18 protein-coding genes are annotated in these 20,663 nt (G+C 44.0%); 5 read left to right on the forward strand and 13 right to left on the reverse strand.

Annotation, left to right across the window (positions count from 1 at the left end):
• Window positions 1-166 precede the first annotated feature (166 nt).
• Window positions 167-1,930: an alpha-glycosidase gene (locus EKC99_RS03495; RefSeq protein WP_163150553.1), complete on the forward strand. Its 1,764-nt coding sequence runs from the start codon at window positions 167-169 to the stop codon at window positions 1,928-1,930.
• Here EKC99_RS03495 and EKC99_RS03500 read toward each other — a convergent pair.
• Window positions 1,914-2,762, reverse strand: a complete 849-nt coding sequence (locus tag EKC99_RS03500; protein WP_064221305.1) for a helix-turn-helix domain-containing protein — start codon at window positions 2,760-2,762, stop codon at window positions 1,914-1,916. The two genes, EKC99_RS03495 and EKC99_RS03500, sit on opposite strands and share 17 nt — an antisense overlap.
• Before the next feature lie 113 nt (window positions 2,763-2,875).
• On the opposite strand from EKC99_RS03500, the gene EKC99_RS03505 reads away from it, so the two are divergent.
• Window positions 2,876-4,228 (forward strand): MATE family efflux transporter, encoded by a 1,353-nt coding sequence (locus EKC99_RS03505; protein ID WP_163150555.1) that lies wholly within the window; start codon window positions 2,876-2,878, stop codon window positions 4,226-4,228.
• On the opposite strand, the gene EKC99_RS03510 is transcribed toward EKC99_RS03505, so the two are convergent.
• The 8 genes from EKC99_RS03510 to asnB all read right to left on the reverse strand — a co-directional run bounded on the left by EKC99_RS03510 (window position 4,206) and on the right by asnB (window position 13,833).
• A complete protein-coding gene (locus tag EKC99_RS03510; protein ID WP_205597790.1) occupies window positions 4,206-5,672 on the reverse strand; it encodes a phytoene desaturase family protein in 1,467 nt (488 codons plus the stop codon). The two genes, EKC99_RS03505 and EKC99_RS03510, sit on opposite strands and share 23 nt — an antisense overlap.
• Entirely contained in the window at window positions 5,648-6,730 is a 1,083-nt protein-coding gene (locus EKC99_RS03515; protein ID WP_055440496.1) for a glycosyltransferase family 2 protein, read from the reverse strand. The genes EKC99_RS03510 and EKC99_RS03515 overlap by 25 nt, the downstream gene beginning before the upstream one ends.
• On the reverse strand, window positions 6,727-7,392 hold the full coding sequence (locus EKC99_RS03520; RefSeq protein WP_163150559.1) for a lysophospholipid acyltransferase family protein: 666 nt from the start codon (window positions 7,390-7,392) through the stop codon (window positions 6,727-6,729). Before EKC99_RS03520 ends, EKC99_RS03515 begins: the two co-directional genes overlap by 4 nt.
• Window positions 7,389-8,117 carry a carotenoid biosynthesis protein gene (locus EKC99_RS03525; RefSeq protein WP_055440494.1) on the reverse strand — a complete coding sequence of 243 codons (729 nt, stop codon included), beginning with the start codon at window positions 8,115-8,117 and terminating at the stop codon, window positions 7,389-7,391. The genes EKC99_RS03520 and EKC99_RS03525 overlap by 4 nt, the downstream gene beginning before the upstream one ends.
• Complete coding sequence (locus EKC99_RS03530; protein WP_082435671.1) at window positions 8,104-8,955, reverse strand: phytoene/squalene synthase family protein; 852 nt, start codon at window positions 8,953-8,955, stop codon at window positions 8,104-8,106. Before EKC99_RS03530 ends, EKC99_RS03525 begins: the two co-directional genes overlap by 14 nt.
• The gene (locus EKC99_RS03535; RefSeq protein ID WP_163150561.1) at window positions 8,955-10,379 is read right to left on the reverse strand and encodes a phytoene desaturase family protein; all 1,425 of its coding nucleotides are present in this window, start codon (window positions 10,377-10,379) and stop codon (window positions 8,955-8,957) included. Before EKC99_RS03535 ends, EKC99_RS03530 begins: the two co-directional genes overlap by 1 nt.
• Complete coding sequence (locus tag EKC99_RS03540) at window positions 10,379-11,848, reverse strand: phytoene desaturase family protein (protein WP_240468794.1); 1,470 nt, start codon at window positions 11,846-11,848, stop codon at window positions 10,379-10,381. Before EKC99_RS03540 ends, EKC99_RS03535 begins: the two co-directional genes overlap by 1 nt.
• Window positions 11,849-11,982: 134 nt before the next feature.
• Window positions 11,983-13,833, reverse strand: a complete 1,851-nt coding sequence (asnB, locus tag EKC99_RS03545; RefSeq protein ID WP_035064824.1) for an asparagine synthase (glutamine-hydrolyzing) — start codon at window positions 13,831-13,833, stop codon at window positions 11,983-11,985.
• Window positions 13,834-13,957: 124 nt separating this feature from the next.
• On the opposite strand from asnB, the gene EKC99_RS03550 reads away from it, so the two are divergent.
• Window positions 13,958-14,479 (forward strand): DUF2777 family protein, encoded by a 522-nt coding sequence (locus tag EKC99_RS03550; protein WP_163150566.1) that lies wholly within the window; start codon window positions 13,958-13,960, stop codon window positions 14,477-14,479.
• Here the strand turns inward: EKC99_RS03550 and EKC99_RS03555 are convergent.
• Together EKC99_RS03555 and EKC99_RS03560 are read right to left on the reverse strand one after the other, a co-directional pair.
• Window positions 14,473-16,419: an EAL domain-containing protein gene (locus EKC99_RS03555; RefSeq protein WP_163150568.1), complete on the reverse strand. Its 1,947-nt coding sequence runs from the start codon at window positions 16,417-16,419 to the stop codon at window positions 14,473-14,475. The two genes, EKC99_RS03550 and EKC99_RS03555, sit on opposite strands and share 7 nt — an antisense overlap.
• Window positions 16,420-16,531: 112 nt before the next feature.
• Entirely contained in the window at window positions 16,532-16,888 is a 357-nt protein-coding gene (locus EKC99_RS03560) for a YisL family protein (RefSeq protein WP_019417927.1), read from the reverse strand.
• Between the two features lie 149 nt (window positions 16,889-17,037).
• Between EKC99_RS03560 and EKC99_RS03565 the strand changes: the two genes are divergently transcribed.
• The gene (locus EKC99_RS03565) at window positions 17,038-18,228 is read left to right on the forward strand and encodes an ornithine--oxo-acid transaminase (protein WP_009361952.1); all 1,191 of its coding nucleotides are present in this window, start codon (window positions 17,038-17,040) and stop codon (window positions 18,226-18,228) included.
• 86 nt (window positions 18,229-18,314) lie between these two features.
• Here the strand turns inward: EKC99_RS03565 and EKC99_RS03570 are convergent, their stop codons facing one another.
• Complete coding sequence (locus EKC99_RS03570; protein WP_163150569.1) at window positions 18,315-19,178, reverse strand: fumarylacetoacetate hydrolase family protein; 864 nt, start codon at window positions 19,176-19,178, stop codon at window positions 18,315-18,317.
• Between the two features lie 185 nt (window positions 19,179-19,363).
• On the opposite strand from EKC99_RS03570, the gene EKC99_RS03575 reads away from it, so the two are divergent.
• The gene (locus EKC99_RS03575; RefSeq protein ID WP_020424565.1) at window positions 19,364-19,543 is read left to right on the forward strand and encodes an aspartyl-phosphate phosphatase Spo0E family protein; all 180 of its coding nucleotides are present in this window, start codon (window positions 19,364-19,366) and stop codon (window positions 19,541-19,543) included.
• Between the two features lie 5 nt (window positions 19,544-19,548).
• Here the strand turns inward: EKC99_RS03575 and EKC99_RS03580 are convergent, their stop codons facing one another.
• On the reverse strand, window positions 19,549-20,658 hold the full coding sequence (locus EKC99_RS03580) for a DUF418 domain-containing protein (RefSeq protein ID WP_163150571.1): 1,110 nt from the start codon (window positions 20,656-20,658) through the stop codon (window positions 19,549-19,551).
• Window positions 20,659-20,663 lie beyond the last annotated feature (5 nt).

Consider the following 20,663-nt stretch of genomic DNA (forward strand, 5'->3'; position numbering starts at 1 on the left):
TGTTTTTTTCATCTTTTTTTGAATGAATGTTGACTTTTTTATCTCTTTCATTTTACGCTTAACATAAGCATTGTATCCGCTTCCTTAAACGAAGGCAGAAAACATGTCCAACTATGTGACAAAAGCGCAATCGATTGCGCGAAAAATGGAGAGGAGTGATTGAAACATGTTAAAAGAAGCGATTTACCACCGTCCAAAAGATGCGTTTGCTTATGCATACGATGAGCGAACGTTACATATTCGTTTACGGACGAAAAAAGATGATGTCGATGCTGTCTTTCTTCTTTTCGGCGACCCGTACGTATGGGAAGATGGGGCGTGGCAATTTGATAAAAAACCGATGCAAAAAAGCGGTTGTGACGCGCTATTTGATTATTGGTTTATCGCTGTGCAACCACCGTATCGCCGCTTGCGCTACGGATTTGAATTGCACGATGAAGAAAACGTGCTTATCTATACGGAAAAAGGCTTTTATGAAAAAGCGCCAACAGACGATACCGCATACTACTTTTGTTTTCCATTTTTAAACCGCATCGACGTTTTTGACGCACCTAGCTGGGTGAAAGACACCGTCTGGTATCAAATTTTCCCTGAACGATTCGCCAACGGCGATCCGAAATTAAATCCACCTCATACGCTCCCATGGGGAAGCGTCGATCCGACAACAACAAGCTTTTTTGGCGGCGATTTTGAAGGGATTATGAAACGGCTAGACTATCTTGTCGAGCTCGGCATTAACGGCATTTATTTTACGCCTATTTTTAAAGCCCCGTCGAACCATAAATACGATACGATCGACTATTTTGAAATTGATCCGCAATTTGGCGATAAACAGACGTTTAAACGGCTCGTTGATGCATGCCATGACAGAGGCATTCGCATCATGCTTGATGCGGTATTTAATCATAGCGGCTACTATTTCGCTCCGTTTCAAGATGTATTAAAAAACGGGGAAAGATCACGCTATAAAGATTGGTTTCATATTCGTCAGTTTCCGTTACAAACAAAACCAATTCCAAATTACGATACGTTTGCGTTCGTGCCAGAAATGCCGAAGTTAAATACAGAAAACCCGGAAGTGAAACAATATTTATTAGACGTCGCAACATATTGGATTCGCGAATTTGACATCGACGGATGGCGATTAGACGTAGCAAACGAAGTCGATCATCAATTTTGGCGCGAGTTTCGCCAAGCGGTGAAAGCGATCAAACCGGACGTGTACATTCTCGGTGAAATTTGGCACGATGCGATGCCGTGGTTGCGCGGAGATCAGTTTGATGCCGTCATGAACTATCCGTTTACAAACGGGGCGCTGAACTATTTCGCGAAAGGACATGTGCGCGCCAGCGAATTTGCGAACACGATCATTCACGTATGGCATAACTATCCGCAAAACGTAAACGAAGTCGCCTTTAATTTGCTCGGCAGCCACGACACGCCGCGCATTCTCACCCAATGCGGCGAACAAAAGGAAAAAGTAAAACTTATGTTTACGTTCCAACTTTCTTTCAGCGGATCGCCATGCATATATTACGGAGACGAAATCGGTTTAACTGGCGGTCAAGATCCGCTTTGCCGTAAATGTATGGTATGGGAAGAGGAAAAACAAGACCGCGATTTATTCGCACACGTCCAAACGCTTATTGCACTGCGCAAACAATATCGTGCCTTGCGCTTTGGCGAATTTCATGTGTTAGAAGCAAACGATGAAACGAATCATATCGCTTACGTGAAAACATATGAAGACGAAACGATCGTTTGCGTGTTAAACAATGCAGACGCATCGCTTACATGGACCGTTCCATTTTCACTTCAAGACAAAACGGTCATCAACCTTTGGACGAACGAACAAATAACTGAACAAACGGTGACAATTGAGCCGTACGGCTTTCGTATGTTACTTGTGCAGCCTACGCCCGCTGTATAAAACGGCGATACTCGCTTGGCGTCATCCCTTCTAATTTTTTAAATACACGCGAAAAATATGCACCATCCTCAAATCCGACTTGTTTAGCAATCGCCGCGACCGTCTCGTTGGTTGCGGCTAATTTTTTCTTTGCTACTTTCAGCCGATAATCATGTACATATTGCAGCGCACTCATTCCGATCGTTTTTTGCATACAGCGTGAAATGTAGTCAGGATGAAGTCGGAGAGCATAAGCAAGATGCTCCATTTCAAACGATTGATCATAATGACGATGAATATATTCCATCGCTTCTCTACATACATGCTCGGCAGCTGTCGGAATATGAAGCGTTTGTTTTTGCAATTGAACGATCCATTGTGCAAATAACAGCTGTTGCGCCAACGAATGATCCGGTGTTTGTTGCTCACGAACGATATGTTGCAACATCGTCTCCATTCCTACTTTGTTCAACTTTCCGTATTGTGGAATAAATAAACGATATTGCGCATAATCGACATACGTTGCCTCTCGTTCAATAATATCGCTCCATCCATACGGCTGTTTTTCACCAAGCTCGTATTGTGGCACTGAAAAATGAATCCAAATAAAGTACGTATCTTCACCACACGGTTCATGCCCATAATGTTCAAACTGTGGGCATAAAATGACGTATTCTCCTTCCCGAACGGTAAACGTTTCTTCGTGTTCCGTCATATATAACGTTCCTTTTTGCACATACAGTAAATCAAATACCGAAAACGTGCGTCGAAAATGTTTCATTCCTTTTCGAAAAACCGCCTCACCACCTTTAATGAAAACGGGAAACGGCGGAACGGAAAACGATATATACATAAGCGCCCTCCTTTAAGTCGGAAATGTACAAAAGTTATCGTCTTTTTCTCTTTTTTTCATTATAACAATCCATTAAAATAAAAACAGTTTGCAAGTCGGAAATCGTAAAGGGGTTGTCTTGTTTGGCAAAAAAGCTTTCTTTATTTGCGCTCACTTGGCCCATTTTTATTGAATTGACGCTTCATATGTTGACGGGCAATGCCGATACGTTTATGCTTAGTCACTACACAGATGAAGCGGTTGCGGCTGTCGGGGTGGCCAATCAGTTATTGTTTATGGTCGTTGTCATGTTTGGCTTTATCGCAACAGGAACATCGATTTTAATTGCACAATATGCTGGGGCAAACGATGAAAAAACAGCTTCCTATATTGGAGCTACTTCCATTTGGGCAAATTTATTATTTGGCGTCGTATTAAGCGTTGCGCTTTGGATAGGAAGCGATCATCTCCTTCAAGTAATGAACGTTCCAAACGAGCTAATGGCTGATGCGCGTGCTTATTTATGGATTGTTGGTGGTTTTTCATTTGTGCAAGCGCTCATTATGACGCTCGGGGCGATATTGCGCAGCTACGGGTTTACACGCGATATGATGAATATTACGATTGGAGTCAACATATTAAACATCATTGGCAACTATTTCGTATTGTTCGGACCGTTTGGCTTACCGGTTTTAGGTGTTGAAGGGGTCGCTTGGTCAACAACGATCAGCCGGATGATCGGGCTTGTTGTTGGATTTTTTCTCATCATGAAACGTCTCTCGCATCCGCTCCCGCTTTTATCGAAAGAGGCGCTTTCATTTGCTTACGTCAAACAATTATTAAAAATCGGCATTCCATCTGCCGGTGAACATGTCGCTTACAATACATCACAACTTGTCATCACCTATTTCATTACGATGCTTGGCACAGAAGCGTTAACGACAAGAGTATATACGCAAAACATCATGATGTTTATTTTTTTATTTAGCGTTGCCATTGGGCAAGGGACGCAAATTATCGTCGGGCATCTCGTTGGGGCGGAACGCTTTCATGAGGCGTATACCCGCTGCTTGCGAAGTTTACGGCTCGCCGTCATCATTTCGTTTACCGTTGCGGCCGTGTTTTCCGTCTTTTCCGATCAACTGCTTTCCATTTTCACAAGCAACAATCGGATGATTGAAACAGGCGGGACGCTCATTTTACTCACGATGCTTCTCGAACCCGGACGTTCGTTTAATCTCGTCATCATTAACTCTTTACGCGCGGCTGGCGACGTAAAATTTCCTGTCTACATCGGTATCGCATCGATGTGGGGGATCAGCGTCCCGCTCGCCTATATTCTTGGCATTTCGTTCGATCTCGGCTTAGTTGGCATCTGGCTCGCCTTTACGGCGGACGAATGGCTGCGCGGCTTGCTCGTCTATTGGCGCTGGAAATCAAATGTATGGCGCACAAAATCGTTCGTCAAAAAGGAAGCGACAGCTTAACACCGAGCAAATGATGAGCGACATTTTGTCCACTAATGACAACCATTGGCGATCCACCTCCTGGGTGGGTCGTCCCTCCAACGAAATATAATCCTTTCACTTCTTTACATGCATTTGACGGACGTAAAAACGTATCCCGCCGCCGATTCGACGCCACGCCATACAATGCGCCGCGATATGCGCCAAACTGTTCAGCAATATGAAGCGGAGTGATGACGCGTTCGACGTCTGGCACAACGTTTAATCCGTATGAGCGAAGCCGTTCATACACAAGCTGCTTATATGCTTGTTCATCGACTTGCATACGCCCATCTTTTGTGAGTGGCGGAGCATTCACTAACACAAACAACGATGCCCCTTCTTTCGTAAATGGTGGCGCGCAAACGTATATCGTCGGATGTTCACTATACCTTCCAGCAAGTATATGTTCAAACTCTTGTTTATAATTAGGGGAGAAAAACACGTTGTGATGCGCTAAATCATCCCATTTTTCTTTCGTTCCAACTAACATGACAAAGGCGGAAATGGACGGCTCGGCTCGTTCATACGAGCGATCGTGAGGATCAACGAGCTCGCGATACGCCTGTAACAAATCGGCATTCATAATCACGACATCCGCTTCTACCTTTTCCCCGTCTTCAAGCTCCACTCCTTTCACCGCTCCGTTATGCACAATGACACGCTTGACCGCTCGGTTTGTATGTAACGTTGCCCCTGCTCGTTTTGCAAGCATCGCAAACGTATCGGCAATACGAGCATTTCCCCCTTCTACGTAATATACGCCATCGACCATTTCTAAATAAGCGATCATGGCAAACGTCGCTGGCGCCATATACGGCGATGAGCCAATGTACGTCGCATAACGGTCGTACGCTTGAATAACATGTTCGTTTGTAAAATAACGTTGAAAAAAATGATGTAACGTTTCGAACGGGCGCGCATTCAATAAAGCAAACGCAAGCGACGGCGACATATAATCAACAAAAGAGCGAAACATGCGCGGAAAAAAGTACGTTTTCGCGAGTTTATACAGCCGCTCCACTTCGCGAATAAAATCGTCGTATCGCAACGCCCCGATGCGATCAATACGCGCAAGCTGCTCTTTCATATAGTCGCGATCGCTTGACAGAAAAAACGTTGTGCCGTCTTCGTACACGTTTTTCGTATGGACAGCCAATTTCCGAAACGTCATGTAATCTTCAAGGCGCTCACCTGTTTGCTCAATGACGTGGCGAAACACAAACGGCATCGTAATCGTATTCGGCCCAAAATCAAAATAATAGTCGCCAAGTTGAACGGGCATTAACTTCCCGCCAAAATGGCGATTTTTTTCAAATAACTGCACATCCACACCGCGATGGGCGAGCGTCACAGCGGCAGACAACCCACCGAGCCCACCGCCAATAATGACGACTTTTTTCACGTGTACGTCCTCCCTTTCCATTCATAACGTTTCGCGCGCATCGATGCATACATTAATGCGATAAACGCTCCTGCACTTATCGGCATCCAATAACACGTCGAAATCGAGCGCTCCGTCTTCCATTCGACATACGCTTTTTGAGCAATAACGATGATGAGTGGCGTCGCATACGCCGCTCCATACATAAATGACAACGGAGCAACAACAAGCGGTGCGACGTAAAATAGTCCGTAAAACATCGTGAGCATCACGACAAAAAACGATGAGCGATTTAACCCGACATATACATTTTTTAAAAAACCTTCCCATACTTCTTTATTCGTTTCATACATATAACAAACAACATGTGTGCTTACGTTCGCAAGGATGACACGATACCGATGTTCTTTCATTTTGCGGGCAATCATTACATCTTCAACAAGCTCACTTTTTACAGACGCATGCCCACCGATCGCTTCATACGCCGCGCGTTCAAAAAACAAACACGCCCCATGCGCTGCGGTCGCCGAACGTATATGCGTATAATTTGCTAAAAATAAAGGCAAATGAAACAAAATAAAAAAATGTTGCAACGGCACGAGCCATTTGCCGATCAACGGAAGCGACGACGGATGAAACGACGGAAAGCCCGTCACTAATTTCGCATCATACGCGGCTGCGACCGCCAACAATTTTTCAATGACTGCGGGCTTTAACTCGACATCCGCATCAATAAAAAACAAATACGCCCCTTTCGCCTGTTTCGCCAGTTGATGACACGCATGCACTTTCCCTACCCAACCGTTAGGAAGAGGCTTCCCTTGCCATATTTGAAAACGATCGTCTTCTTTCGTTTCTTTCAACAATAACTCATACGTGCGATCAGTCGATTGGTCATCAAGAAGCAAAAATTCGACTGACTCATACGTCAACTGCTTTAACGAACGAACGAGGCGCACGACATTCCGCTCTTCATTGCGAAGAGGAACGAGGACACTGACAAGCGGGCGAGCGACGATTTGTGGACGTTTCGGAAGCGAAATAAGAAACAAAGCGTTAAAAACGGTCCAAATGAAAAAACTTACCCACACCCCGATCATAACGCCCCTCCGTTCCAACGTGTAAACGATTGAAGCTGTTCGCTCACAACCAACCTCTTCACTTCATCTAGTTGTGCGGTGCAAATGCGTTCGAGTTCAGCCGTTTTTTCCTTCCGATCGCTTCCCACCATATGAGCCGCCCATAACGGCTCGCCAATATGAATAAACCATTCCGGCTTACGATGGTGACGAAAACTATGGTAAAACGCAAGCGGTATGATCGGCACGTTCGCTCGTTCCGCTACATATATGGCCCCTGTAAAAAAATGAAGTGGACGTTTTTCAATATGTTGTTCTTCCCCTTGTGGAAACATCCAAACACTTTTTCTATCGCACAATAACGAAACGGCGTAGTCAAGCGACTTCATTATTTCTTTTCGTTTCGTCCGATCAATCGAAAAACCGCCAAGCTTACGAAAAAACGGATATTGTTTTAACCCTTCTTCACTCATCATCGCATAACTATTTTGTTGAAACAGAAAACGGCTCAATTGAAAGGCGATTAGCCCATCCCACCATGAACTATGATTCGCGACATATAACGCAGGTGTTCGCACGATGCGTCCACGCACATATAGCCGATGAAACGACGTGCGCAACAACCATGTGTTGTAAAGGGAAAACATCCATTCAAACGAACGACTTTTTTTCGCTTTAATCATGCCGACCGTCTCCATTTCCAAAAAATAAACGTCGCAAGCGATAACCCAAGCAAAAAAGCAACGTACAATTGTTCTAGTAAAGCAAGAAATAAAAACATCGCGTCAAGAAGGAAAAACAGGACAATGGCTCTCCTTTCTGAACTTGCCTTGCGCCCAGGAAGAACGAACAATAAAAGATGAATGACAAACGCAACAACAAACCACCCAGCAAAATTTTGAAGCGGAACGTTATAATATATGCTCGTTCCTTCCCAAAGCCAATATTGTTTCGCAACATATGCGACCGGGTCAATCACTAAATCTAATACAACCGCCAAAGATGCGCCAACAACGGAAGCAACAATAGGTCTCATTGGCGGAACGAAACGTAACGCGAGCGCATGCGTACAACCGATCACGGCAAGCCAAGCGAACCCAATCGCTATTGGAACACCAAATATGGTCAGACCAAATTGATTCGTATAATCATATGAGCCAAAAATGAAACTATACGTCGCCCCAACATACTCGACCGCCATCGTACCAATGAAGATCGCAATTGTTGCGATGATCCCCCGTTGACCGTACCTTTCAATTAAAAATAATGCACCAATCATTCCCGCAAGCATTAAAAAAACAACGTTCGCCCATTCTAACCACGGCGGTAGAAGATGAAAACCGACGAGTACAAGTCCGCATCCATACCAAATGAGAAAAAGGCGGTATAAGCGCTCACCCCACTTCAACGTTTTCGCCCCCAATTTGTTGGAGCAACGCTTTTTTTCGTTCTTCCGACACAAACGCCCGCTTCGCAAATACGTCATATTGTTGCTCACGAACAACGTGTAAAATGCTTTTGTACATCAATGTCGCTCCCCGTACGGCAAAACGTGCTGAAAGCGGATAAAGCGAAAATGCCGCTTCGGCATACGTATATTTCTCTTCTGCCTTTTGTGCAATATGTTCCCATAAATCAATAAATGCGTTCGTCACCCGACCAAAAGCGATATCTTGTTCACTTACTCCATACACGCTCATCCATTCACGCGGTAAATAAATACGACCACGCGCTATATCTTCTCCGACGTCGCGCAAAATGTTCGTCAGTTGCATCGCTTCTCCAAGCGCGATGGCGCTTTCTTTTAACTGCTCGCGACGATGCGGGGCTAAAATCGGCAATAACATTAAGCCAACGGTGCTTGCGACACAATAACAATAACGCAACAACTGGGAAAACGTATCATAACGATGAACAGTCAAATCCATTTTTTGTCCTTCAATCATATGCGAAAACGGTTCAGCGTCCATATCATAGCGGGAAAATACGTCGCGAAGCGCTACCCACATAAAGTCATTTTCTGTATATCCCCCTAAAAACGATTCCCATTGTTTTTCAAACTGTCGTAGTTGTTGATGTGGCTGTGTTCCTTCATCAACAATATCATCGACGCGACGACAAAATGCGTAAATCGCCCAAATGGCATTACGATCATGTAACGGTAAAACGGAAAATGCCCGATAAAACGTTTTCGAATGATGTGCCGTCACCGCTTCACATTGCGCATACGCTTGCCTGATATTCATCATTCTCCACTCCAATCACGAGATATTTGTTGTGCACATAACTTTGCCCCTTGCATGACAACCGGCACCCCGCCACCGGGATGAATCGACGCACCAACGCCATATACGTTTTCGTAACGTGTCGACTTCACTTGTGGGCGAAATGGGCCGGATTGAAATAACGTCGGTGCAATCCCAAACATGCCGCCATCATACAACCCTTCTCTGTGCGCATCAAGCGGCGTACGCACGTGCATCCACTCGATCGCCTGTTTGACATTCGGAAACGCCCGTTTTTCTACTTCATCGACGATGCGGGCGATCCAACGATCTTGTTTCGTCCAATCGATATGCCGTCCAGCTGGTACAGGAATTAACACATACAACACACTTTTTCCTTCAGGTGCGAGCGAACGATCGACCGCTGACGGATAAAACGTATAAAATGACGGATCTTGTGGAACGACTTTGCGATCAAATACATCGCCCATATGTTGTTGAAAATCATGGGGTAAAAAAAATTGATGAATTGGTGCATCGTACGTTTTCCGAACCCCCATATAAAGCAGTACACAGCTCGATGATGGGATCCATCTTCTTTTTTTCGTCATCATCGTCGGCTCATCGGTATTCATAACAAATGCATCAAAACGATACTTTTCTCCTTTCACATAAAGCGCCTCAACAGTCGATCCGTTCACTTCATACCGCTCGATTTTCGTTTGCAGTCGGACGGTGACACCCGCTTCTTCTAGCTTTCTTGTAAGTAAAGAAACGAGACTTGCGTAGCCACCTTTTACGTAATACACGCCGTGCGCATGCTCGCTAAACGAAACGAGCGAGTAAAGCGATGGCGTTGCATACGGATTGCCGCCAATATATAACGTTTGTAACGAATAAGCAAGCTGCAACCGTTCATCGTGAAAATAACGGGCCATGTTCGTTTTCACAGATTGATAGGCGCGCATGCGCGAAAAAAGCGCCATCGTTTCTTTCGTGAAAAACGTTCGTTTCTTTAAGAATGTTTTTTTTAAAATGAGCTCATCGCCCTTTCCGAAAATTTCCTTCATCTCATTCATAAAACGTTGAAATCCTTTTTCTTCCCCTGGAAACAGACGAGCAATTTCTTCTCTTTGTCTTTCCTCATCCGCATACTTTGTGTACGATATACCGTCTGCAAAATGAATCGTATACATCGGATCGCACCGAACAAGCTCGTATTCATCTTCCGTTACGCCAACGTCGGAGAGAAACGTCCGCAATTTTTCTGGCAACAATACGATCGTTGGACCGGCGTCAATGCGGAACTCGTCTCGCTCCATAAACGAAAGCCGACCGCCAAGCCGATCATTTTTCTCAAAAACTGTCACATGTGCCCCCCGCTTTGCAAGCAATAGCGCCGTCATCATGCCGCCAATGCCTCCACCGACGACTGCAATGTTCATTATGCTTCCCTCCGCTTCGGCAAGTCGCCAACTGGAATAAGCGGTTGACGATGTGCTTGTAGTATGCCGTTTGCTGTAATACGAGCTGATTCAAAAATAGTCGGCAAACCGCTTCCCGGATGCGTCCCGCCACCGACGAGCCAACAATGATTTAGTTCTTCAAATTCGTTATGTGGACGAAACACCATCATTTGCGACAACTGATGGCCTAAATTAAACGTCGCTCCTTCATAAACGAATACATCATGCTCCCAATCATGCGGTGTAATGATTTTTTCGCATTCAATATGTCGCTCCATCTGTTTCCACCCTAATTTTTTACATAGCGTATCCCATAGTTTTCGGCGAAACGGCTCTTTCTCTTTTTCCCAATCAATACCGCTCGTATTGTTCGGCACAGGCGCTAAAATGTAAAGCGCACTTTTTCCTTTCGGAGCGACCGTCGCATCTGTTGCGGCAGCATGTTGCACGTAAATGGACGGATCGTGTGGAATCGTTTTTTCTTTCGTAATTTCATCGACGTTTCGCTTGTAATCGTCCGCAAATATAATCGTATGATGAGCAAGATCAACCGGCTTGTTTATCCCGACGTACATCATAAATGTCGAACATGAATATTTCTTTTTTTGCAACTTTTCTTTGCGATATTTTTTTAATACACCGTCATCGACGAGGTTCGTCATCGCATGGGCAAAATCAGCATTTATAATGACTTCATCCGCCATTACTTTTTCACCGTTTTCTAATATGACCCCTTTCACAGTCGTTCCGTCAAGCCAAAGCTTTCGCACCCCTGCGCTCACATGCACGCGCCCTCCATATTCTTCAACGATGCGCGCCATCGCTTTTGGAATTTCATTTAACCCGCCGATGACGTGATAAATGCCGTACGCATGCTCCATGTAAGATAAAATGGAAAACGCACCGGGACATTCCCATGGGGACATCCCTAAATATTTCGCTTGAAACGTAAACGCTAACCGAAGGCGCTCATCATCAAAATATCGGCTTAATACATCGTATAGTGATTGTGACAACGTCAACTGCGGCAACGCTTTTAACACGGCCGGACGCAAATAGTGGTACAATCGATCCATTTTACTTTGCAAAATCGGTGCGAGCGCCTGCAACTTCCGCTCATTTTCATTGATAAACCGCTCATAACCGTCTTCGTTCCCAGGAAATAGCACAGCGATTTGTTCTTTCATTTTTTTCCGATTCATCGTCATCGCTAACTTGACATCATGAAAAACGAGTTCATACATCGGATCTAATTCGACAAGTTGGACATAGTCGTGTATGTTTCTTCCTGCTGCTGCAAATAACTCTTCAATGATATGAGGCATGCTTAAAAACGTCGGACCGATATCAAAACGGTATTCACCGAGCTCAAATCGTCCATTTCGTCCTCCTACGTACGGTTTTTTCTCAAATACAGACACATCATATCCTTTCGCAGCAAGCAACATCGCGGCAGCAAGCCCACCAGGTCCCGCTCCGACGACAACAATTTTTTTCACACTATTCACTCCTATTGAACAAAAGTTATACAAACATTATACAAGATAAATTAAAAACAGGAAAGAAAAAAGACAGCCGTTTTTTAGCTGTCTTTTAAATGAATGTTGTAATGCTCAAACCACTCATGAAATTGAACGAAATACGCTAACAGCTGCGGACCGGACATGAGTTGACCGAACCACGGGATGCGAAACGACTGTCCTTTCGTTTCCACTAATTCCTTTAACTTCTTTCGATCAAACAGTTCATATAAAACGGACGAGCGATTCGTTAAAATCGTCTCTAGCCGTTCAGCAACGATGTCCGTATAACGCGGATGATGTGTTTTCGGATATGGGCTTTTTTTCCGATACAACACGTCATCTGGTAAAATTCCTTCAAGCGCTTTGCGTAAAATTCCTTTTTCACGATTGTTGTACATTTTCATCTCCCACGGAATGTTCCATACATACTCAACGAGGCGATGATCGGCAAACGGTACGCGCACTTCTAAACTTGCCGCCATGCTCATGCGGTCTTTCCGATCTAACAACGTCGTCATAAACCAAATCATATTTAAATAAAACAATTCGCGGCGGCGCGCTTCTTCTGCGCTTTCTCCGTCTGCGTGAGGAACTTCACGAAGCGTTTCTTTATAACGCATATCGGCATACTCATGAAGCGGAAGTTTTTCACGCCACGTTTCATTGAGAAGATCGAATCGCTCATCTAACGAGCGCATCCACGGAAATCCGTCTCGCTCAAAATCTTCTTTTCTATGGAACCACGGATAGCCTCCGAAAATTTCGTCTGCACATTCACCTGATAAACTAACGACAAACTGTTGCTTTATTTGACGGCAAAACCAAAGAAGCGACGAATCAATATCCGCCATTCCCGGCAAATCACGGGCAATGACTGCTTCTTTTAAATCATCGGCTAATTGTTGTTGGGAAATGATGCACGTATGATGAACGGTTTGGAATGCATCCGACATTTGTTTAATCCACGGTCCGTCACTGTTCGGTTGAAATGCGTTCGCTGTAAAATATTGTTCATTTTCTTCGTAATCAATGGAATACGTATGAAGAGGAGCTTTCCCTTCACGTTCAAACGCCTTCGCTGCAATCGCCGTAATCGCGCTCGAATCGACCCCACCCGATAAAAACGTACAAACAGGTACATCGGAAACGAGTTGTCGCGTAATCGCATCGATCAACAACGTCCGAATATGTTCTACCGTTTCATGAAAGGAATGCTCATGCGGTGCGCTTTTTACGTTCCAATATCGCCATTGACGTACGCCGCTTTGCTGAACGATCATCGCATGAGCCGGGCGCAATTCATAAATCGTTCGAAACACGCCATGCCCCGGTGTGCGCGAAGGGCCGAGCGCTAAAATTTCACATAAACTTTCACGATCAATTTCGGCACGAACGTTTGGATGAGCCAAAATCGCTTTTATTTCTGAAGCGAATAAAAACTCCCCTTGTTCATAGCGATAAAACAACGGCTTCACTCCTAAACGATCGCGCGCTAAAAAGAGTTGCTTTCGTTCATCGTCCCACACCGCAAACGCAAAAATGCCGTTCAGATGATCGACACATTGTTCACGCCATTCCATGTATGCGGTAAGCAACACTTCCGTATCGGAATGCCCTTGAAACGTATATCCGTTTTTCAATAACTGTTTTCGAATATCTTCTGTATTATATAGCTCTCCATTATAACAAATCGTATAACGATGACCATTTTTCATTCGCGTCATCGGCTGTACGCCACCTGCTGGGTCAACGACAACAAGCCGCTTATGTCCAAATGCGACATGATCGTCAAGCCATACGTTCGTATCATCAGGCCCCCGCAACGAAAGCGTATTGGCCATCGCAAGCACCGTGTCTTTCTCTTGGCGTATATGTCGCCCAAAATGAACCCATCCGGTAATTCCGCACACATTCATCATTCCCTTCTGTTGTGAACAAGTATGAAGCATGCTTTTATTTTATGCATCGTTTATATAAATGATGAGTTGTCTATAATGGCGTACGGAAGGAATTGACATGAAGGAGGAAATCATCATGGATCGCCTTGCATCATTGCGCACACAAAAACGGGCTTACGTGTACGGTGTTGTTGAACAAGTAAACGGAGAATGGATATTTTTCGATGACGAAGATGAAGCACATGAATTAACGAGTTTACCTGAGGAAGTCGAACTTTTTCGCTTCGGGCAATGGGTAAAAGGATGGCTTGGTGAAGATGGGGACATATATGTGACAGAACGGTACACATTAAAAAACGGTGATCGCCTTCGCTACATCAAACCGTTGTCGCACGCATACGAACAATGGCTGTCACAGCTACCCGATCACGCGTTTTTCCATTTTATTCATTTAATTAACGAATGGAACTTTTCCGTATACGATTGTTTGTATTGCTACAATTATATGTTATTTGCTGAAAAAGGGGTGAATTTTTTAATGTTTGATAACTCACTCGATATGTGCAACGTGCAACATTATTTTGACGACAAACAACATCGATTCGAGCTTACGTTGCAAACAGGGAAAAAAGTCATTGGCGTTCAACTCGATCATTGAATAGTAGATTCGCTTCCTTGTAACACTTGTTTTTCAAATTGTTCCGCAGGAAGCGGTTTGAAAATCGCATACCCTTGCGCATAATGACATTTTAATCGTTTCAACAATTTCATTTGTTCAGCCGTTTCTACACCTTCTGCAACAACTTTTAGGCGCAAGCCATGCCCCATCGTAATAATCGATTTGACGATCGCAATGTCCGAACGATCTTTATGAAGTTGGTAAATGAACGATCGGTCAATTTTTAACGTATGAATTGGCAAATGTTTTAAATAGCTAAGCGACGAATAGCCTGTGCCAAAATCATCAATCGACACATGTACACCAAGCTGTTGAAGCTGCTTCATGACGTGAATGCTGTAATACATGTTGCGCAACATCGAGCTTTCTGTTAATTCCAAATGTAAACAATGCGCAGGAAGCTGTGACTGTTTCAGTGCTTGTTGCACATCTTCAAAAAACGTCGGATGTTGAAATTGCGTCGCTGAAACATTGACAGAAACCATGAATGAATCAAATCCGAGCTCGTGCCACGTTTTCGTTTGCATGCACGCTTCAGTAAGCACCCAGCGCCCAAGATCGTGGATGAAGCCAATTTCTTCTGCGATTGGAATAAACTCAAGCGGGGAAACAAGGCCGATTTTCGGATGTTTCCAGCGCAACAACGCTTCACTGCCAATGATTTTTCCGGTCACTAAGTCCACAATCGGTTGATAAACGAGAAAACATTCGTTTTTTTCAAGCGCCTTTCGCAAATATCGCTCAAGCTCGACGCGATACATCACTTGCTCGTTCATTTTCGTCGCATACAATTTCACGCCGTTGCCGCCTGTTTGTTTCGCGCGATTCACCGCTGTATCTGCATTTTTTAATAGCGATTGGGCATCGACACCGTCCGCTGGGTAAAAACTAATCCCGACGCTTGCGGTTAAAAAAAACTCTTTTTCTTCATATACAATCGGCACGGCAATATGTTGAAGCAACTTTTTCGTCCATTCAACGACCGTATGCATATCCACTTGCTCAGTAAACAACAGGCTAAACTTATCGCCACCGAAACGACCTAAATGGGCCCCTTGGGGCAATACGTTTTTGATTCGTTCCGCTATTTGTTTTAATATTTCATCCCCGCCGTAATGGCCGATCGTATCGTTCACGATTTTAAAACGATCCATATCCACAAACAATACTGCAAGCGTGTTGCCTGTTTCTTTCGCTTGATCGATCGCTTGTTTTACGATGTTTGTAAAATTCAATCGGTTCGGGAGCCCCGTATCGACATCGTGATAGGCGATATATTTTATATGCTCTTCCGCGCGCTTTTGTTCAGTAATGTCGCGACCGATGCCATAAATGCCCACCTTTTTTCCGTCAACGATAATCGGAACGTTTTTAATTTGGAACAAATACACTTTTCCTGATTTCGATGGAATTTCTAAATTGTATTGTTGCACTTTCCCTTTTAACGCGCGATAAAAATAGCGGCGCACGCGCGGAATATCTTCTTTTTTAATGTAATGAAGCGAGTTTGAATGCAAAATCTCCTCTGCCTTATACCCAAATACTCGTTCAAACGCAGGATTGACGCTTGTGAAATTGCCTTCTAAATCGGTGGAATATACAATATCTGGATTATGTTCAAATAAAGAGCGGTAATATTGTTCAGATATTTTCATTTTTTGACGCATTTCGTCCATATCCGCCCGACAATCATCAAAAACGAGGGCACAAATGACGGCTTGTTCCGATGCATCCCCAATCATCGGAAAAAGCTGCGCTTGAGGCAAATGATGCTGCACGTACTGTTCCATTTGCATCCGAAACGAAGGAGAAAGCGAGGAAACGAAAATCGTTAGCTGGTCGTACTCATATAAACGATAGTCGCTCACCCATCGTTCCCAATCCGCAAACGTGTTGCAAACGGTTTGAAATAATTTCATCCCCTTTTTCCCACTCTTTCTTTCTCTTTATATTTTTAGAATTATCATTCAATTTTATTATAGCACATTTCCATATGGTAGAAAAAGATAAAAGTTGGCGAATATGCCAACTTTACGAAAAGAAAGAAAAGCCAAACGGTAATTTAAATCCGAGATATAACACGACCACAAACGCAACAATGAACTGAAGCCAAAGAACGTTCGTGTTTTTTCCTTTCGCCGTCCGAACGAGAATCATTTCCATCGTTCCGATCACCCATAGACCGACAATCACTTTCACGATATAAAGGAACGGGAATGAGGACATGCTATGTAAAATCCAAGCGCCTGTCGCAATAATGAAAATGTAAAATAAGCGCAATAACATGTGTACCATTTTTGTTTTTTCATGTCCTTTTGCTTGAAACGCAATCGCAACGACAAATAAAATGAGCGCAACAACCCACGTCGTAATATGTGCATGTGTCATAAATATGCTCCTTTCTATCAACCTTATATATGCCAATCATAACATGTCTGTATGACATTTGAAAAAGAAAACGCTCACCTTTTCTATTTACTTTCTATATTCACTTCAAGTATGTTATATATGTGACTACCGAAATAGGAGGGATTGACGTGAAAACAGCACAAATCATCGAACTAACAGAAAAGTACGGCGCAAACAACTATCATCCTCTTCCAGTCGTTTTATCGAAAGGCGAAGGTGTATGGGTAGAAGATCCTGAAGGGAATCGTTATATGGATATGTTAAGCGCTTACTCCGCGGTGAACCAAGGACATCGCCATCCGCGCATCGTCCAAGCGCTCATTGAACAAGCAAATAAAATTACATTAACATCACGAGCATTCCATAACGACCAACTCGGTCCATGGTATGAAAAAGTCGCGAAATTAACGAAAAAAGAGATGGTTTTACCGATGAACACAGGGGCAGAAGCGGTAGAAACAGCCGTCAAAGCGGCGCGCCGCTGGGCGTATGACGTCAAAGGCGTTCCTGCCGATCAAGCGGAAATTATCGTTTGTGAAGATAACTTCCACGGTCGAACGATGACAGCTGTATCGATGTCGTCAAATCCAGAGTACAAACGCGGATTCGGTCCGATGCTTCCAGGCATTAAAGTCATTCCGTTCGGCGATGTAGAAGCGCTTAAGCAAGCGATTACACCAAATACAGCAGCGTTTATTTTTGAACCAATTCAAGGGGAAGCAGGCATTAACATTCCGCCAGAAGGATTTTTAAAAGCCGCATATGACGTATGTAAACAACATAACGTGCTATACATCGCCGACGAAATTCAATCCGGTCTTGGCCGTTCTGGTAAAATGTTTGCGTGCGATTGGGAAGAAGTCGAGCCAGATATGTACATTCTCGGTAAAGCGCTCGGTGGTGGCGTATTTCCAATTTCATGCGTCGCTGCAAACAAAGATATTCTCGGCGTATTTAATCCGGGATCGCACGGATCGACGTTCGGTGGAAATCCGCTCGCTTGCGCTGTTTCGATCGCTGCGCTTGATGTCATCGTTGAAGAAAAATTGCCAGAGCGCTCATTTGAGCTCGGTCAATATTTCCAAGAAAAATTGCGCGAAATTCATCATCCGCACATTAAAGAAGTGCGCGGAAGAGGACTATTTATCGGTGTTGAACTGCACGTTGCGGCACGCCCATATTGTGAAAAACTACAACAAGAAGGGCTATTATGTAAAGAGACGCATGATACAGTCATCCGCTTCGCTCCACCGCTCGTCATTACAAAAGAAGAGCTCGACTGGGCCATTGAAAAAGTGAAAAAAGTATTTGAACAGTAAAAAGCTGGGGCACCCCAGCTTTTTATTTGACTACATTCCGTAACGTCGTATGGCAGATATATCTCCAATGTTGGATACATTACTTTTTATTTGACTACATTCCGTAACGTCCCGATTTGATCAATCGTAATTTCAATCACATCCCCCGACTGTAAAAAGCGCGGCGGATTCATTCCTTTTCCAACACCGGCTGGCGTTCCTGTCGCAATGACATCCCCCGGCTCTAACGTCATCCCTTTCGACAACGTCGCAATAATTGTTGGAATGTCGAAAATAAATTGCGCTGTCGTTGCCGATTGTCTCACTTCGCCATTTACTCTCGTTTCAATATGTAACGCATGCGGATGAGCGATCGCTGACCGATGAACGATCCACGGTCCCATCGGACATGACGTATCTAAGCTTTTGCCAAGCAAATATTGTTTATGTCTTTCTTGTAAATCGCGCGCAGTCACATCGTTTACGATCGTATAACCAAACACGTAATCAAGCGCCTGTTCTTTCGGAATGGCTTTCCCCTTCTTCCCAATCACAATCGCAAGTTCTCCTTCATAATCTAGCTGATCGGTCACATCCGCATGGCGTAAAATCGGTGCCCCATGCCCGATCACTGTCGTTGGCGCTTTCGAAAATACAATCATATTTTCGCGATCCGCTACGCCTCCCATTTCTTGCGCATGATCGGCATAATTTTTTCCGATGCAAAAAATGTTTTTTGTCGGACGTGGAATCGGCGCAAGCAACTGCACATCGTGAAGATCATACGTCCACTCTCGCTGTGCGCGCTCAAGCACACGCTGCACTTTTTCAATAAACGATTCGCCAAGTTCGAGACATTCGATCATCGTATTCGGTATCGTTTCATCCGCTTTCGATAAATGAACGACCTTTTGCTCGTGTACAACCCCGACAAACACATCCGATCGTGCGTATGCTGTCACAAATTTCATTTTCCATCCCCTCTTTCGTATGATCGAACATCACTATTTTCTCTTTTTCACGTGTAAACTCCTTTGTAAAAAAATTATTTTTCAGCATATTATACTATTTCCTTTTTCTTCAGAATATGTATAATAGTTTATACATACAGTTGTTTACAGACTGTTAACGAAAATGAAAAATGTTGGTGAAATTTATGTCTCTTTCCCTCATCGAAAAGAAAAGACGACAATTAATTGAATTGGCGCAAACGTACGGTTTTTCTGCGAAAGAAACGATCCAATGCAGTCAAGAGCTCGATGAATTGTTAAACAAACATTTAAAAGAAGCCGTGCTTTTCCATAAAGAAAAAGAGGACAAGCCTTGTACGACATGATCTGTTCATGTCGTTTTCTTTTGTCCGTACGTCATCCATCGCCATACTCGCTCCATCGGTCCGATGCGATATGTTTTCAACCACCAATGGCTCCATACGACTTGAATGACATATACGATACATGCGACAGCGAGCGCTTGTTTCGGTGTTACTTTTCCATACCATCCGAAGCCATATGAATAAAACAACGTCGTACAAATGATCGATTGCGTCAAATAATTTGTTAACGCCATTTTGCCAACAGGAGCAAAAACATGAACGACTTGCGATGCCATAAGCGAAAACGCAGTAAAATAAAACAAAGCAAGCGCAGGTCCTCCAATCATATCTTGCGCATACGTTGTCACAATATTTTTTTCGACACAAGGCAACATTTTAAAAATGACGCCGACAACGAACGAACCGATGCACCACTTGTTTATCGTTGCGCGATTTATGTTCATGTCATGAAACCATTTTTCTTTTGCGATATATGCCCCAAATAAAAAAAACGGCAAAATCGTTAAAATAAAAATGAACGCTTGTGTAAACGAGTTGACGTACAACCAATCATACGCTCGCTGCATAAAAATTTGTTCCCATGTCCCTTGTTGGTAGTTCGCGACAGCTTGCTTCGCTAACGTCGGCTCTGAAAAATCGACATCGCCATATTGTTTCCACATCACCCACATCAAAATCGTTGAAACGCCAGCCCAACCGCCCCAAAGCGAAAGCGCAAAGCGCCGCAACGTCTTTGCCCTTGCCCGAAAAAACGGAAAAAGAAACAACCCAACGATCGCATAACCAATTAAAATATCGCCATGCCAAATGAAAAACGCATGAAACATCCCAAATAACAACAACGCAAACAAGCGGCGTAAAAAAGTGATCCGGAATTTCTCGCCCCCTTTGTCAAGCATGATCCATGCTCCCCAGCCGAACAACATCGAAAAAAGCGGATAAAAGCTCGCTTGCGCAAATATATCAACAAATGCGAGCAGGAAGCGATCAAGCCCATCTTTCGCAAACACCGTGGCATCGACATACAGCGTCGGAAGTGAAAAATCAAGAACGTTCACAAGCAAAATGCCAAACAACGCAAAACCACGCACCGCATCAATCATTGAAATACGCATAATCT

Source organism: Anoxybacillus sp. MB8, assembly GCF_011006755.1.
In the GTDB taxonomy this organism is placed as follows: Bacteria; Bacillota; Bacilli; order Bacillales; family Anoxybacillaceae; genus Anoxybacillus; species Anoxybacillus gonensis.